Here is a 13,231-nt window from a genome sequence, read left to right on the forward strand (position 1 = left end):
CAACAAACCTATCGATTTTGAGAGCTAAGGGCTGATGCCCGGAGAGGATGGAAATGAAAGTGACAAAGGAAGGAATTGCAAAGGTTCTGGAAGGACTCGTTTCAAGCCTCAACGCCGACATTCAACAAGCAACCCAGCAAGACCTTGAGAAGTACTGGCATTTCAACTGGGACGATTCCGCATCGCTGGAAAGCAACCTGTACGACTTCCACAAGAAGCTTGACCTGTACGGAAGCTTTTGCCGGCGCTGGGAAGAAACGCACAACGGTCACTGCTGCGTGGTTGAACGAGTGCGCGACACCTACCTCATGCCGAAGATTCGTGAATTTGCGGAGAAAGTCCGCCAAACACTGCTCCACCAGCAATAGGAGCAGCCCGGCCCCTTGGATCGAACGATAGGGCGTCGGCGCCCGAAGGAAAGAAAATGAACGCTTGCTTCTGCGACTACGAACCTGCTGAGTTTTATCAACAAGCGCGGCGCCGTGCAAAAAAGGAACACAGCTGCTCGGAGTGCGGACGCGCAATTGATCCTGGAGAGCTTTACGAACATGCCTCCGGGAAGTGGGACGGCGACGTGAGAGCGTTCAAAACATGCCCGCGCTGCCTAGCACTGAAGGACTGGGTGGATGCTCATGTGCCGTGTTCCTGCTGGGCGCACGGCAACATCATCGAAGACGCAATCGAAGCGGCCAGAGCATATTCGCACGAAGCCCCCGGCCTGCTCTTCGGTGCGTACCGGCGTCAAGTGGCCATAAACAGACAGCGTAGAGCGGCGACACGAAAGGAGAACTGAACGTGAAGAATGCAATTTGCGTGCTACTGGCAGCAGCCACAGCAACAACCGGCGCCATGGCAGCGGTGATTCCTGCGCGACCAGTGATCGTGCCATCGCGACCGGTGATCGTGCCATCGCGGCCGGCGTATGTGGCACCACGCCCACCTTCGCCGCCAGCCAGGCCGACAGCGAAGCCGCCAATCCCTGCGCCACGGCCGGCCAAAGTTAATCCGCCGCCCCGTGACGAGCCGGCGCTTTTGTGGTGGATGTTCTGGGCTCAGCCAAGCACGAACAGAGAATGCGACCACAAGAAGAACAAGGACTGCCGAGAGTAGGCCCGCCATCGAACAGCTGGATCCGGAAAGGTACTTATGCTTGACCAACACCATCAAGACCAAGCCGTAAGCAGGATTGATCACTACGCGCACATGGCGAAGGAATGCATCAGCCAGGCTGCATCTGAGTACATGCGACCAAGCGTGATCTACAAACCGAAGCTGAGCATCGACGGCAACAAGTGGTGCGCACTCTACGGCAACAACCTGCAAGAAGGCGTGGCCGGCTTCGGCGATTCGCCGATGCTGGCAATGTGCGACTTTGACGACAACTGGCACAAGAGGCTGCCCCCTGCATCAAGCGCAGCGGCGGCCTGCACGGGGGCGAACGGCGGGCAGGCCGACATTGCAACCACCTCACGCGAAGCGCTGATTCCGTGCCCTGTGTGCGGCACTGAAGCGATCCACAAAATGGATATTTTGGAGCGCATTCAGATCTTGCCGAAGCAAGCGAAGCAGCCCAACGATGGAGAGAAGAGATGAAAGCCAAACACCTTATCCGATCCGCCGAGAACCTGCGGCAAGCCGTGCAAACGATGCGCGATGCGTGCGACAGTGCCGAGCGCTACCTTGAAGCCGGGGACAGCAACGCCTGCCAGCGAGTATTGCACTGCTTCGCGTGGGGGTTCGCAAACGCCAGCAGCAGCATCAAAACCGCGATGGCACACATTGAAGACGCGCACGAGCTTGCTGCCTTGCACGACACCAATGAATTGCGCGCGGTGTTGCGCGAATTCCGAAAGATCGTCACCCCCGAATGGGAGAACGAGCACGGCCATAGCTTGGCGCCGCTGTGCGAGCGCGCAGACAAGCTGCTGACTCCTCACGTTTGACACGATGGGCGGCAGGAATGCAGCAAGTAACAATGCCTGGAATTCTCGACCCGCACGAAGCGCCACCTGGATATGTGGCGGTGCTGAAATCAGACGTTGCAACGCAACAGCTTGGGAACATTTGCCGTGCATGCGACTGGAGGCCAGATTGCAGCGGAGAGAAATATCGATGCATGCCGCATGAGCTGGCAAACGGGAAGAAGCGAAACGACGAGTGCAGCGTGGTGTTCAAGAAGCTCACGTCATTAGAGCTAAACAGGCGCAGCCCGGAACGGGTCGCATTGCCCGCTAGTTATGCAGCGCCTGATGGCGCACAAACCAAGGAGCGAAGATGAGCAAAATTGACCAGCCGGCTGGTATTGCCGTTGACCGAGGGGTTAGGCCGCTCGATGTGTTCTGCGTGGCCGAAGATGCCTTGACCTGCCACGAACGCACCGACGACCGCCACCAGGAGCACGGAGCCAGAAAGCCATTTGTAGGCGCTGATGAATTGCGTGAATGGCTCACGACGCAGGGGTTCCGGTGCGCTAACAACACGCTTCGCCACCAGGGAAACGGCTGCAATTGGTATGCCTACCGCCGCAGCAATCTCTCGGCGCGGACTTGCGAGTGCAACGACGATAAGCCCGGAATGCAGATCGTGGTGACACCGAGCGCGATGGTTCTGCACAACAGGCTGCACGAGAGCGTGGAAATTGAATTGTGCGGAGAGGCAAATGGAGTGTGGTGGAAGGTAACGGCATACAGCATAACTCCTTCCGACGTGCCGAAAAAACTGGCGGATGTTGAACGGGCGCTAATCTCGGCATGGAATGCGCTGACCCCGAACACATGAGCTGAATTGTTCGGCCTAGCCGAGAAAGGAAAGCTATGAACGCAATACCTCCAATGACAGACGAGCGAGGCCGGCACTGGAGACAGCCTAGTTGTGACAGGGTACTGATTGACGACACCCATGCAGTTGTGAGTAAGGCTGACTTTGACATGCTCAGCAACTACAGCACATCAAATCCGTCAGGAGTCTACCCGGGGAAGATGTGGCGCGCCGAATGGGCAGGCAAGCACTACCTGCGCTGGTTCGGTGACGGCGGACCAACTAAATGCACAAACAACCAGCGACTGCTGATTGTCGTGTGAGGCCATGATTGTTCGGCGGGATGCCGAGGAAAGAGAAAGCCATGAAAGTAGATGTGATCGGGATGATCCTTAGCAACGCAGGCATGGCGTGCTTCGATGGCATTTTGATCGATGACAGCGGAAAGCCTATGCCGGCTGTAGATTCGCTGCACACGCTGATGATGGAGTACGCCAAGGTGATGGATGGCGGCACCTCTGATCTTGTAGTGGCATCGCGCGAAGTGCTTTCGTCAGCACTAGCCGCCGCTGAGCCCGTCGCATGGCGCCGGAGAACAAAACACGGCTGGGACTACCGCACAAACCCACCAACTGAGCGCATGAGCAATCAGGGTTGGATACCCCTGCGCCCATGACGCCGAACACGGGCGTGAGCAGTGGCGGCACGCCTTAACAACAGCACCAGCTTTCCACCGTCGGCTCGGGAGGGTGGCGAGCAAAGGCACCAAAGGGCGAACACGATGCAACAACAAACAGCGATTGAAGACCCGGTAGCTGACGCCTTGGACGACATGGCAGCGCTTGGCCAGCACTGGGCGCGCAATCGTAAGCGCGGGCGCATGCCAAGTGGCATTCGTGCAGCCATGCTACTGGTGGCAAAAGAAGTGTTGCAACACGCAGACGCACAGGAACGCGCAATGCAGCAAGCAGCACAGGAGCCAGCCGCGCAAGTGAGTCAGAGCGCTTGAGGTAACAGGCGGCTGGCACAGGAGAAAGAACATGAACCAGATTTTGAAAAAAGCATGCAGGTACGTGAGGAACACAAATGGCGGCGCCACGTCTGGTGATTTTATTGACGATCACTCGCCAGTAGGGCACCAGATATGGCGCGACCTGACGGTGGCCGGGCTGGTGCGAGTAGACAATGCGGGTCGCATTTTCATTACCGATGCCGGCGCATCACTGCTTGAGGAGAAGACGATTGGCGACATGGATGACTGCCCTAGCTGCGGCGGCATGCGGCAATGACCGCCGGCGCTGAACTGTTTGCCGTGAAGCGGCCGGCACTGCGATACCACGGCGCCAAATTCCGACTGGCCCCGTGGGTGCTACGGCACTTCCCCGCGCACCGCACCTATGTGGAGCCGTTCGGCGGCGCGGCCGGCGTTCTGCTACAGAAACCACGCAGCTACGCCGAGGTTTACAACGACCTGGACGGCGAGATTGCGAACTTCTTCCGAGTGCTGCGCAATCCTGGCCAGCGTGCGGCGTTGGTGGAAGCGCTGGCGCTGACTCCCTACGCCCGCGACGAATTCGACCTAGCATGGGAGCCGGCCGAAGATCCCATTGAGCAGGCGCGCCGGCTGTGCGTGCGGGCGCAGATGGGCTTTGGCAGCGCAGGCGCGACAAAAGGCGTGACTGGATTCCGCATTGACACAAAGCGCGCGTACAACACGGCGCAGCACCTGTGGATGGAGTACCCGGACTCACTGGCCGCAGTTGGCGCCAGGTTCGCTGGCGTGTTGATCGAAAACCGCCCTGCGCTTGAGGTGATGCCGCAGCACGACGGCCCCGACACCTTGCACTTCGTAGATCCGCCTTACGTGCTGGGCGCTCGCGTGCTGCAGGGCAACGGGCGCGGGTACTACCGGCACGAGATGACCGACGATGACCACGCCGAACTGCTGGCCGCCCTGCGCGAGTTGAAGGGCATGGTCATCGTGACTGGCTACGCTAGCGACCTGTACGCTGACGCGCTGGCAGGCTGGCGCGTGGAATCAACGCCGTCGCGCATATCCGCTACGCGCGGGACGGCGCTGCGCACTGAAATGCTGTGGATGAACAAGGCCTGCGAGAAATCGCTAGAAAGCATGCATGGCGGGCTGTTCGACACGGCTAAAGCTTGAGCGCAGCGGATCGGCTCGACTGCAGAGTTAGAAGGCTATGGATTCACGGCAACGAATTTTGACGCGAAAAAATGGCTGTACGTTAACCACAAACCAGGGCGGTCCCTCTCGACGGAATTATTGGGCTGGCGAAACAAAAGGTAAACATGAAAACAAATGAACAGCTTGTTCGCGAGTGCAACGAACTCGCTGACACGTTTGCACAAATGCACAACCACATGTCACGGCCTGCGTTCAAATATTACGAGGCCACGCACCCGCAAGAGGCTGGGTTTTGGAACATGGCCGTGGCCGCCTACGATCATATTGAAGGCTCTGACGTTGAGGCTGCGCTAGACGAAATCTATGACATCTAACGCTGGCGTGAGGGGCGGCTGAAGTCCCGCTCGACGTAGAAGCCAGGGGGAATGAGAGCATGATCAAAAATGCCAAAAACATCATCTGGGTTTGCGGCTGGTTTCTGGCTGGGACTTATTTCGCAGTAGCGGCCATCGGTGGATCGCATACAGCCAGCGCAATGGCCCTGATTTGCGGCTACATCGCAGGACGGACGAACACATTACTTATACACCCCGACATGAGGGGCCGCAGCTTGTCTGCGGTCCCTCTCGACGGAATTGTCAGAGCACACTCAACCGAGATAAGGAAAAATATGGAATACAAGTTTGTATCAGAAGGAAGCGGCACGAAATTGGAAGAGTCCGTAAATGAACTTATGGCGACAGGATGGGCGCCCATCGGCGGTGTGTCAGTGGCAGTGCTGCGCAGCACTTGGAAGAATGACCGCAACGGCCATGAGGAGAGCGAAACCGAGTGGGTGTATGCGCAAGCGATGACGCGGACGCCCCGGCACCGCAGCCAGGAGCAATGAACATGGAAACGACCATGAAAGCATTTGAGCTTGACGATTGCGGAACCGTCTACGCAGCGGACTCTGCCGAAGATGCCGCCATGATTTATATCGAAGATACCGGCGAGCAGCCGCCGGAAGGCTTCCCTCGCGAATTGAGCGATGCAGAGCTTGACTATCCGCGACCGGAAATTGACGAGGGCGAAAGGCCTACGGGGCGCTTGACGACGTTGCGCGCCTGGCTTGCAGAAACGAAAACCAAGGGCCTACTGGCGTGCGAATACTGAAGACGACGCCGAACACCGCAAGCCAAGGAGACTGACCATGTGCCAATGCACGCCAGGAATAAAAAGCCCGTTCTGCGGCAAGCCAGGATGTGAGTGGCCGCAGCCGCCGCCGGCAACTGAAGAAGAAGCTGGGATCGAGCAAGCGAGGGCGAAAGCGCACGAACTTGCAACAGCAGCAGAGCGAGCTTGGTATGCGTACGCCGCGCTGCTCGTTGGACCCGATAGGACGCGGGCATTCGATGTGTACGAGAACCTGCGGAACGCCCGCCGGGTGTGACGCCGAACACCTCTATGAGCGGCGGCACTCCGTCCGCTTGATGAACTGTTGGGCGGCAGCCGCCCGGAGAGGACTGAGATGCCGATTTACCACTACCACGCAATAAAACAGGTCCGCATCGGCGAGGTGACAAACCTAGACGGGATCGCTGCGCTTCAAAGCCCGGTGCTGACGATGGAAGATTACAAGGCACTGAAGAAGTTGATTGCTGATGTTGATGGCGGTGGCATCGGCGGGCCTGACGGGCTGACCATTTGCAGCCTGACACTGCTTACGCCCAGCACCCAAGGTGAACAGCAATTTCTGAGAGGACAACCAACGCTGACAGACCAAGAACTGCAGAGTCTGCGCAACCTGGGCAACGAGGCCGAGGCTGCAGCGGATGAGATTGCGCGGTTGACGGCTGCGCTGAGGAAGGCAAACGAACAAGCCGAAAGGTTTGAGCGTGGCTGGTACTTGCGCGGCGATGTGCTGGAGCAGGCGCGCGGCGCGCTGCAGAAGACGATGGTTGTGTGGGGCGGAACCTGCGCATGGCACGCCGACGTGAAGGCTGCGATTGCGGCCATTGATGCAGGCTTGAAGGCCTAACGTCTAGCTTCAGCGGCGGCCATTGGCCGTCCGTTGCAAGCGCGGGTCAGGCATCAACTGACAGGAGCAGCGAATGCAAGTAGACACGAAAGCGGCGCGAGAGTTTTCCGAAGGCGGCGACCGCTACACGGGCGCAGAGGTGCGGCTGTTGGTGCATAACCTGTGCGACGAAGTGGACAGGCTGCGCGCACAACTTGAGGCGGTGGGCGTGCGCTACGTACACGCCAGTGAGGTGACGGGCGCCCAGCGCCTTGCGGTTCTAGGCAGCCCGCTTTACGCACTTGGCGACGCCGTGCTGGTGTGGGCCAATCAGGGCGACCTATGCGCGGTTGGGCTGGCCATGGAGCCACGACACCCCAGCATGGAGCCGTTTAAGTGCCCAATATGCGGCAGCTGTTATTTCGGGCCGCTGTGGGAAGGTGCTGAATACGTAGGCCGTTTCTGCAAAGGCTGGCCAAGCGGTTGGGACCGAAGCTACGACCCGTGCCGAGGAAAGTACGAAGAACTGTTCGGCCGGCCCAACGCGGAAGTGAGGGGCCGCCCTCACGACACTAAACAGGAGTGACGGACATGGATCAACAACCGAACACAGAAGCGCAGCAGGAGGCGGTCCCGCTCGATTGCAGAGTTGAGCGGCGGGCTCCGAAGCGCGCTGACGCGAGACCGCGCAAGTGGTTCGTCAACGAATACTTTGGGCGCATCACGCAGCGCGCGGTGAACGGCTGGGATGAGATTCACCAGCGGACTTCAGGAACGCATTACTTTGACACATGGGAGCAAGCATACGCCCAACTGAAGGAAAGGACGGCCAAGAGGCTGAAGCGGGCCAAAGCCGAACTGCCGGCCGCGAAGCGTGCTGTTGAGAGGGTGGCGAACCTGAAGCCGCCCAACACGTGACGTGAGGGGCCGCCGGAGCGCGTAGCGCGGAGGGAACCCACAAGCACAGCTTGTGGGCGGTCCTTCTCGACGGAATTGTTAGAACGGATTACAAGGAGAGATTTATGCAATGGACTGTAGCTAGATTCCCGGCTGGAAACTGGACAACAGGCGGGAAGCCGACAGACCCAGAATACGCTGAATGCGAGGTTTTCGTGGTTGAGGCACCAAACCGCGACGCGGCGACAAAGAAGGCGCAAGCAAAACGCTACAGGACGCGTCGTGCTGCTGGACTGTTGCCGGATAAATGCAGCAAGTTCTAACGTGGAAGAGAGGGGCAGATGAGCGAAGCGAATGAACCGAAAGCGCAGCTTGAGGCTGTCCCGCTCGACTGCAAAGTTAGGGACGGGTTTATCCCTGTGTCCGACAAGTGGCCCGGTTACTCCGAAGAAGTTCTTTTTCTCTTGGTGGATGGAACGCAGTCAATCGGTGCGTCGGGTGACAACGGGGTTTACTTTGTAGAGTGGGGCGGGAAGTGTGAGCCTCACGCGAGTGTTGTTGCGTGGAAGAGCCTGACGCCTAACAACATTTCGCAATCGAATTGACGAATAAACCCGGATCTACGCTGTGCGTGAAAGCCCCCTCGCCGACTCCGGCACTGGGGCTCTCTCATCCGTCAGGCAACGGCCAGACTATCGGTCGATTTCATGGCAGAACTCGTATAGGCATTCACGGCGCGCTCGAACAGGGATTCCAGCTCTGCGTCGCCCGCAATCCGTGCGTACGCGGCCTCCAGCTGGTCAGCCAGCTCCGGCGCCAACATGTCGGGTACCGTGCCATCAATGACGGACTGAAACAGGGCGCGGTCGACGGCGTGCGGGTCGGTTGCAGAGCCTTCCACGCGCCCATCGTTCACCGGCTGCGGCACGGGCTGCGGCTCTACAGGCTGCGTATTTGCACGCTCGGCCCACAGCCTTGAAAGCTCCGCTGCATGGGACTCTGCTTCGCCCGTGTTTTCGCTCAAGTACCGAAGTACCGCCGGGGAGCGAGACTCAGCAACCGAATCGGGCGAGAAGTCACCCTGAGAAACCCATGTCTTTTCGTCATCAAGCTGACGCCGAATTGCCTCCATCTTCTCATCATCGTCGCCTTGATCGCCCTCGCTGCCATTGATTTCAGCCAGCGTTTTCGGTGTCCAGTGCAGATCCAGCTCGGCGCCAGCAGCCACAATCTCAGCGATGCTGATGTAGCCCAGTTTCGCCACCTGGATCTTCGCCAGGCCAAAGGCTTGCTCTGTTCCGTCCCCCTCGGAATCGAGCTCGGTAATCCAGAAGTCCGAACCGCCGGTGAAGTAGTGCAGGTAGGCCAGGGCCTGATCGCCCTTGCCGTCCTGTCCATAGGATCGGGGCATGGTCTTGATCAGCTCGGCCAGCTCAACAAACTTGTCCTTGAACCACTGCCCTTCTTCGCCGCGCGTGGCGGTGCCCATCACGCTCATCTGCGCCTTGCTCAGGAAGGGGCGAAGCGCCTTGATCGCGGCGAGCACATCATCTTGATTGGCGGGCTGCTTGCCCTCCGGGTTCAGCTCGGCAATCAGCGCCAGCAGCTTTTCGGCCTCGCCATCCTCAAAGCCCGGATCAACCTTGATTTCCTGGATCATGCCATTGCCGACGACGCCGGCCTTCTCGCGGATGAAGTCGGCGTAGCGCTCAAACTGGGCGCTCGGCACGGCGGGCGCCGGCGACTCATCATCAAGAACCTCGGGTGCCTCTCCTTCGATGAACAGATTGAACACCATCGGCCCCTCATCTGCGGAATCGAACACATTGACAGACTCGTCTTGCTGTCCTACATTCAGATCGCCGGGATTCTTGGAATTGTCATTCAAGGGCGATGACGGCACTTCAGCGGCGCTTGAGGAATCAAGCGCCGTTGTCCTTTCTGCTGCCGCATCCCGGTTAATCATGAAGTCGTAGTACAGCGTGCCGTCCCGATCCTCTGCGATCACCACAGACACGCGCAGCGGGGCCGCCTCAAGCATCACCGTCGTGGCCAACCGGTAGTAAGTCGCGACGCCGGGCTTTTTGTCCAGCTTGTGATTGTCCTCGCGGTACTCCAACACGGCCGAGCCGATCATTTCCTTGATCGCCGGAATCAGCTTCAGCTTGCGCGGGTCTGCCGAAAACGCCAGCGTCTCCTTGATGCTGCGGCGGCGAATTTCGACCTCGCGGCCGATTGCCGGGCACGGAACCATATCGCCACGCATTCCGTACAGCAGCGCCTTGGCGGCCTCACGCAGCGCCTTCTTCCCCTCGGGCGTATCAGGGAAGTCGCCGAGTTCAGTGCCAGTCAGCGACGCAATAGGCGCGGAGGTGTCGCTAATCATCTGATCCCGCTTGCCGATAAGCCACTCAGCGTAGTCCATACCCACCTTGCCGACCTTCTTTTCCTCAAGCATGTAGCCCTCGGAGTTTTCCAGAGTGCGGCGGCCTCCGTACTCACCAATGAAGCGACCTTCCGCAACCAAGTCAGCCACCAACTCGTACATGCGCTTCCCGCTTGCGTACATCGTCATCAGTGCAGCGCGGGCTTTTTCTGCAACGGCAGGGCTGTAGCCCTTATAGGCCACGAACTCAGCGAACCGCTCGACAATCGCTGCCTTCGCGGCCCTGTCAGCTTCTTCGGCAGCGTCCGCTTCGGCAATGCGCTTTTTTCGCTCTTCGTCTTGGCGGATCAGGAATTCAGCCTCATTGATCGCAGCCTCACGGCTATCCACGATTGAATCCCCGCCAATCTGGCGCTCACCGCGCTGCTCGCGCTCCATGTTCTCCGGCGTCTGCACCGTCCAGCGGGTTTTTACCGTGCCATCAGCATCCTTGACATTGCGGATACTGATCTGCAGGCCCATGTGACGGAATGGAGATTGATCTTCTGCCACGGCAGGCGGAGCAACCAGATCCTTGATTGCCTGCGCGATCTGCACCGGGTCGCTGGGAGCCGATTCCTCCCTGCCACCACCGGCCATGATCAGCACATTGCCGGCCTGATCGACGCGAATGCTCAAGGCGCTGCCTGAGTAGTTGGCCGCGATCAGCTCGAAACCTTCGGTCGCGCCGACCTGCCATTCCTCGCGGGTCGCGCCCAGTTCAGACAGGGCGGTTTCAACCGCCACCTTGGCAGCGTCGGCAAGGGTCGGCTGCGCGTCTTTCCATGCGCGATAGGCGGCAATGCCCTTGTCCGTCCATTCGACCTGCGAAGTGGAAGGGCGGCGCACCCAGCCCTGTACAGCAGCTTGATTGATGGTCGCGTTGATTGCTTCATCGCTCCACCACGCTGACCAGCCGCGAGTCTTGTCCATTGCGGCGGCGACTTCCTCAATGCTGACTTCAGCTGCGGCCTTGTCCTTGGCAGCCTGGCGGTCGACCGCCTCCTGCTGAGCAACTTCCAGCTCATGCTGCGCGCTGGCCAGCTCTGTTTCCAGTGCGGCAACCTCGCTTTTCAGGCTAGCGATGTTCTCCATGCGCGCGGCGCGGTTCGCGTTCGCGCGAGCAAAAGCGGCGCTGTTCTTCTCTGCCAGCTTCAGCACTCGGCGCGCGACTTCGCGGACATTGAGCTCTTGCCCGCGCTCCGGCGCTACGACGATGGTCACGTCCTTCTTGTTCAGCAGCCACTTCCAGGAAATCAGCTCATCGCCGGGCGCCATTTTCTTCGGGGTCACGTCGGGATTGTGGAAGTAGATCGAAAGCGTCTGGCCGTCCGACAGCTCGAAAATCGCCGCCACGTTTGCCACGCCGCGTTGGGTGAAGGGTTCCGTGACCTGCAAGCCCAGCGGCTTCACCGCGCCGGGCGTGCGCTCCATGACCTTCTTGAGGATTTCCATCTGGCGCGGCAGGCGGGCGAACTGAACGACCATGGCGTCCAGCACCAGGATGCCGCCGTCTGCATCGGCGATGATGTCGGCGGCCGTGCACGCGTCGAGCAGCAGGCCGTCGCTGCCGTCGTCACGGCGAACGTCATACAGCAGGCGATCCAGTGTGGTATTGATCGGCTCGGCCTGGCTGTTCCAGAAAGTGCGATTCATGGTTTGCCCTTCGTGTGGCAGTTGGTTCGCGGTAAGCGGCCGGCTCATGTCGCCACGGCGCAGCCACCACTTGAGTTGAGGGATTGAGACCGGCGTGAGGCTATCCAGGCCCGGCCAGCCGCGCTCATAGCTCGCGAGGTACGCGGCACGCGCGGCAGCCTCATCGACAAACGCCAGCATGACCTTGTGCTCATCGAATTGGCCGTCGACGTATTGGTTGATCACGTATGCGGTATCCGCCAGAGGCCATGTGCCGACAAACACGTCCACCGGATCACCATCGGCGCCGCGCGTGCCCTCGATGTCGCCGTAGTGCGCGCCCATGCGCGATTCCCAGGCCTGGCCGTTCTTGTCGGTTCCGCGCCGGATGCTGTTGCGCGGCTGCTCAATGGCGAGCGGCAGGCCGTAGAGCCGGAGCCGGCCCTTTTTGTAGTTGCCTGCCTCGCACATAGCGGGCGTCGGCGTGCGGCGGTCGTTGTCCCCGAAGTCACCTTCATGGGCCGCGCGCTCGATCATGGCGAGAAGTTCGGCATGGTTGCTCATGCCTCAGATTGTCAGCGCGTGCCCGCGATCAGGCCGCGCCGGTTTTCCGCAGCAAACTACTCTTTGGGATTCCCGTTTCTTGGCCGCTACTCAGCCCACGAAGAGAGAGCTATCGGTCGTTGATGATAATTGCGCCGCCGATGTGCAGAGCATGTCCGTTGGCCTGAAAGCCGCTAGCGTTCGCTTCTACGCACCGGATGACGTGCGTTTCGCCAGGGCCTACGTGCGCCTACGCGGCCTCGCCTTGCACTGCCACGCCGACCAGCTCAGGATTCGCCGAATCACCAGCATTCAGCGCATCATCCATGACCGGCTCCGGCGGCGCGTCGCGCAGCGCGCTGATCTTCTCGCGCACATCAGCAATGGCCTCCTTGAGCGAATCGCGCTTCGCGGTAAGCACAGCCTCAATCTTCGGCGCGGTACTGCGCACACCGGCAGGCGTCACGACCTTGGCTGCCGCCAGCTTTTTCTGATAGGCCGCGCGACCTTTCGCCATGGCGCCGGCGAGCTCGGCGAACGCTTCTTCGTGGTCGTCCTGGTTCTTGATCGGGAACGGCTTGCCATTGAGAAGCGCTTGAAAAATATCGCCGGTCTCTTTGATGCGCAGAACAACCACTTGCGAATCGGCGAACGTCAGCGTCATTTCACGATAGGCCACGCCTGACGTTTTTTTGATCGTGCTCGATACGTCCTGCGCGACGACTGCGGCGCCGGCTTTTGCGAAAAACTTGGCTGCCAATTTCGCAGCCCGGTCCTTCGTGGACAGATCGGCGAATGAAAAGAGTAGATGCTTTGCCATAATAAC

At 59.6% G+C, this 13,231-nt stretch carries 17 protein-coding genes; 15 read left to right on the forward strand and 2 right to left on the reverse strand.

The features are described from left to right. Window positions 1-53 precede the first annotated feature (53 nt). From ABDB84_RS05200 to ABDB84_RS05270, 15 genes are all read left to right on the forward strand, one after another. The gene (locus ABDB84_RS05200; protein WP_345918631.1) at window positions 54-368 is read left to right on the forward strand and encodes a hypothetical protein; all 315 of its coding nucleotides are present in this window, start codon (window positions 54-56) and stop codon (window positions 366-368) included. A 441-nt stretch (window positions 369-809) separates the two neighbouring features. Next, a complete protein-coding gene (locus tag ABDB84_RS05205; protein ID WP_345918632.1) occupies window positions 810-1,004 on the forward strand; it encodes a hypothetical protein in 195 nt (64 codons plus the stop codon). A 142-nt stretch (window positions 1,005-1,146) separates the two neighbouring features. Further along, window positions 1,147-1,593 (forward strand): hypothetical protein, encoded by a 447-nt coding sequence (locus tag ABDB84_RS05210; protein WP_345918633.1) that lies wholly within the window; start codon window positions 1,147-1,149, stop codon window positions 1,591-1,593. Next, window positions 1,590-1,943 (forward strand): hypothetical protein, encoded by a 354-nt coding sequence (locus ABDB84_RS05215; protein ID WP_345918634.1) that lies wholly within the window; start codon window positions 1,590-1,592, stop codon window positions 1,941-1,943. Before ABDB84_RS05210 ends, ABDB84_RS05215 begins: the two co-directional genes overlap by 4 nt. A gap of 331 nt (window positions 1,944-2,274) precedes the next feature. Continuing rightward, window positions 2,275-2,778: a hypothetical protein gene (locus ABDB84_RS05220; protein WP_345918635.1), complete on the forward strand. Its 504-nt coding sequence runs from the start codon at window positions 2,275-2,277 to the stop codon at window positions 2,776-2,778. Between the two features lie 343 nt (window positions 2,779-3,121). Then, window positions 3,122-3,433, forward strand: coding sequence for a hypothetical protein (locus tag ABDB84_RS05225; RefSeq protein WP_345918636.1), 312 nt, complete (start codon window positions 3,122-3,124; stop codon window positions 3,431-3,433). 105 nt (window positions 3,434-3,538) lie between these two features. Beyond that, the gene (locus ABDB84_RS05230; RefSeq protein WP_345918637.1) at window positions 3,539-3,766 is read left to right on the forward strand and encodes a hypothetical protein; all 228 of its coding nucleotides are present in this window, start codon (window positions 3,539-3,541) and stop codon (window positions 3,764-3,766) included. Window positions 3,767-3,797: 31 nt separating this feature from the next. Then, window positions 3,798-4,046 (forward strand): hypothetical protein, encoded by a 249-nt coding sequence (locus ABDB84_RS05235; protein WP_345918638.1) that lies wholly within the window; start codon window positions 3,798-3,800, stop codon window positions 4,044-4,046. Further along, window positions 4,043-4,924, forward strand: a complete 882-nt coding sequence (locus ABDB84_RS05240) for a DNA adenine methylase (protein WP_345918639.1) — start codon at window positions 4,043-4,045, stop codon at window positions 4,922-4,924. Before ABDB84_RS05235 ends, ABDB84_RS05240 begins: the two co-directional genes overlap by 4 nt. A gap of 146 nt (window positions 4,925-5,070) precedes the next feature. After that, window positions 5,071-5,280: a hypothetical protein gene (locus ABDB84_RS05245; RefSeq protein ID WP_345918640.1), complete on the forward strand. Its 210-nt coding sequence runs from the start codon at window positions 5,071-5,073 to the stop codon at window positions 5,278-5,280. 59 nt (window positions 5,281-5,339) lie between these two features. Next, window positions 5,340-5,795 (forward strand): hypothetical protein, encoded by a 456-nt coding sequence (locus ABDB84_RS05250; protein WP_345918641.1) that lies wholly within the window; start codon window positions 5,340-5,342, stop codon window positions 5,793-5,795. A 2-nt stretch (window positions 5,796-5,797) separates the two neighbouring features. Then, window positions 5,798-6,061 (forward strand): hypothetical protein, encoded by a 264-nt coding sequence (locus ABDB84_RS05255; protein ID WP_345918642.1) that lies wholly within the window; start codon window positions 5,798-5,800, stop codon window positions 6,059-6,061. 355 nt (window positions 6,062-6,416) lie between these two features. Continuing rightward, window positions 6,417-6,926: a hypothetical protein gene (locus tag ABDB84_RS05260; RefSeq protein ID WP_345918643.1), complete on the forward strand. Its 510-nt coding sequence runs from the start codon at window positions 6,417-6,419 to the stop codon at window positions 6,924-6,926. A gap of 73 nt (window positions 6,927-6,999) precedes the next feature. Then, window positions 7,000-7,491, forward strand: coding sequence for a hypothetical protein (locus tag ABDB84_RS05265; RefSeq protein ID WP_345918644.1), 492 nt, complete (start codon window positions 7,000-7,002; stop codon window positions 7,489-7,491). Window positions 7,492-7,496: 5 nt separating this feature from the next. Beyond that, a complete protein-coding gene (locus tag ABDB84_RS05270; RefSeq protein ID WP_345918645.1) occupies window positions 7,497-7,823 on the forward strand; it encodes a hypothetical protein in 327 nt (108 codons plus the stop codon). A gap of 655 nt (window positions 7,824-8,478) precedes the next feature. On the opposite strand, the gene ABDB84_RS05275 is transcribed toward ABDB84_RS05270, so the two are convergent. Together ABDB84_RS05275 and ABDB84_RS05280 are read right to left on the reverse strand one after the other, a co-directional pair. Continuing rightward, window positions 8,479-12,426, reverse strand: coding sequence for a defense against restriction DarA-related protein (locus ABDB84_RS05275; protein ID WP_345918646.1), 3,948 nt, complete (start codon window positions 12,424-12,426; stop codon window positions 8,479-8,481). A gap of 229 nt (window positions 12,427-12,655) precedes the next feature. Further along, entirely contained in the window at window positions 12,656-13,225 is a 570-nt protein-coding gene (locus ABDB84_RS05280; protein ID WP_345918647.1) for a defense against restriction DarA-related protein, read from the reverse strand. Window positions 13,226-13,231: the final 6 nt, after the last annotated feature.

It is taken from the genome of Uliginosibacterium sediminicola (genome assembly GCF_039631295.1).
In the GTDB taxonomy this organism is placed as follows: Bacteria; Pseudomonadota; Gammaproteobacteria; order Burkholderiales; family Rhodocyclaceae; genus Viridibacterium; species Viridibacterium sediminicola.

Coding starts and splice junctions, on each gene's coding strand:
- ABDB84_RS05200 (WP_345918631.1), top strand. CDS start 54: ATGAAAGTGACAAAGGAAGGAATTGCAAAGGTTCTGGAAGGACTCGTT.
- ABDB84_RS05210 (WP_345918633.1), top strand. CDS start 1,147: ATGCTTGACCAACACCATCAAGACCAAGCCGTAAGCAGGATTGATCAC.
- ABDB84_RS05215 (WP_345918634.1), top strand. CDS start 1,590: ATGAAAGCCAAACACCTTATCCGATCCGCCGAGAACCTGCGGCAAGCC.
- ABDB84_RS05220 (WP_345918635.1), top strand. CDS start 2,275: ATGAGCAAAATTGACCAGCCGGCTGGTATTGCCGTTGACCGAGGGGTT.
- ABDB84_RS05225 (WP_345918636.1), top strand. CDS start 3,122: ATGAAAGTAGATGTGATCGGGATGATCCTTAGCAACGCAGGCATGGCG.
- ABDB84_RS05230 (WP_345918637.1), top strand. CDS start 3,539: ATGCAACAACAAACAGCGATTGAAGACCCGGTAGCTGACGCCTTGGAC.
- ABDB84_RS05235 (WP_345918638.1), top strand. CDS start 3,798: ATGAACCAGATTTTGAAAAAAGCATGCAGGTACGTGAGGAACACAAAT.
- ABDB84_RS05240 (WP_345918639.1), top strand. CDS start 4,043: ATGACCGCCGGCGCTGAACTGTTTGCCGTGAAGCGGCCGGCACTGCGA.
- ABDB84_RS05245 (WP_345918640.1), top strand. CDS start 5,071: ATGAAAACAAATGAACAGCTTGTTCGCGAGTGCAACGAACTCGCTGAC.
- ABDB84_RS05250 (WP_345918641.1), top strand. CDS start 5,340: ATGATCAAAAATGCCAAAAACATCATCTGGGTTTGCGGCTGGTTTCTG.
- ABDB84_RS05255 (WP_345918642.1), top strand. CDS start 5,798: ATGGAAACGACCATGAAAGCATTTGAGCTTGACGATTGCGGAACCGTC.
- ABDB84_RS05260 (WP_345918643.1), top strand. CDS start 6,417: ATGCCGATTTACCACTACCACGCAATAAAACAGGTCCGCATCGGCGAG.
- ABDB84_RS05265 (WP_345918644.1), top strand. CDS start 7,000: ATGCAAGTAGACACGAAAGCGGCGCGAGAGTTTTCCGAAGGCGGCGAC.
- ABDB84_RS05270 (WP_345918645.1), top strand. CDS start 7,497: ATGGATCAACAACCGAACACAGAAGCGCAGCAGGAGGCGGTCCCGCTC.
- ABDB84_RS05275 (WP_345918646.1), bottom strand. CDS start 12,426: ATGAGCAACCATGCCGAACTTCTCGCCATGATCGAGCGCGCGGCCCAT.
- ABDB84_RS05280 (WP_345918647.1), bottom strand. CDS start 13,225: ATGGCAAAGCATCTACTCTTTTCATTCGCCGATCTGTCCACGAAGGAC.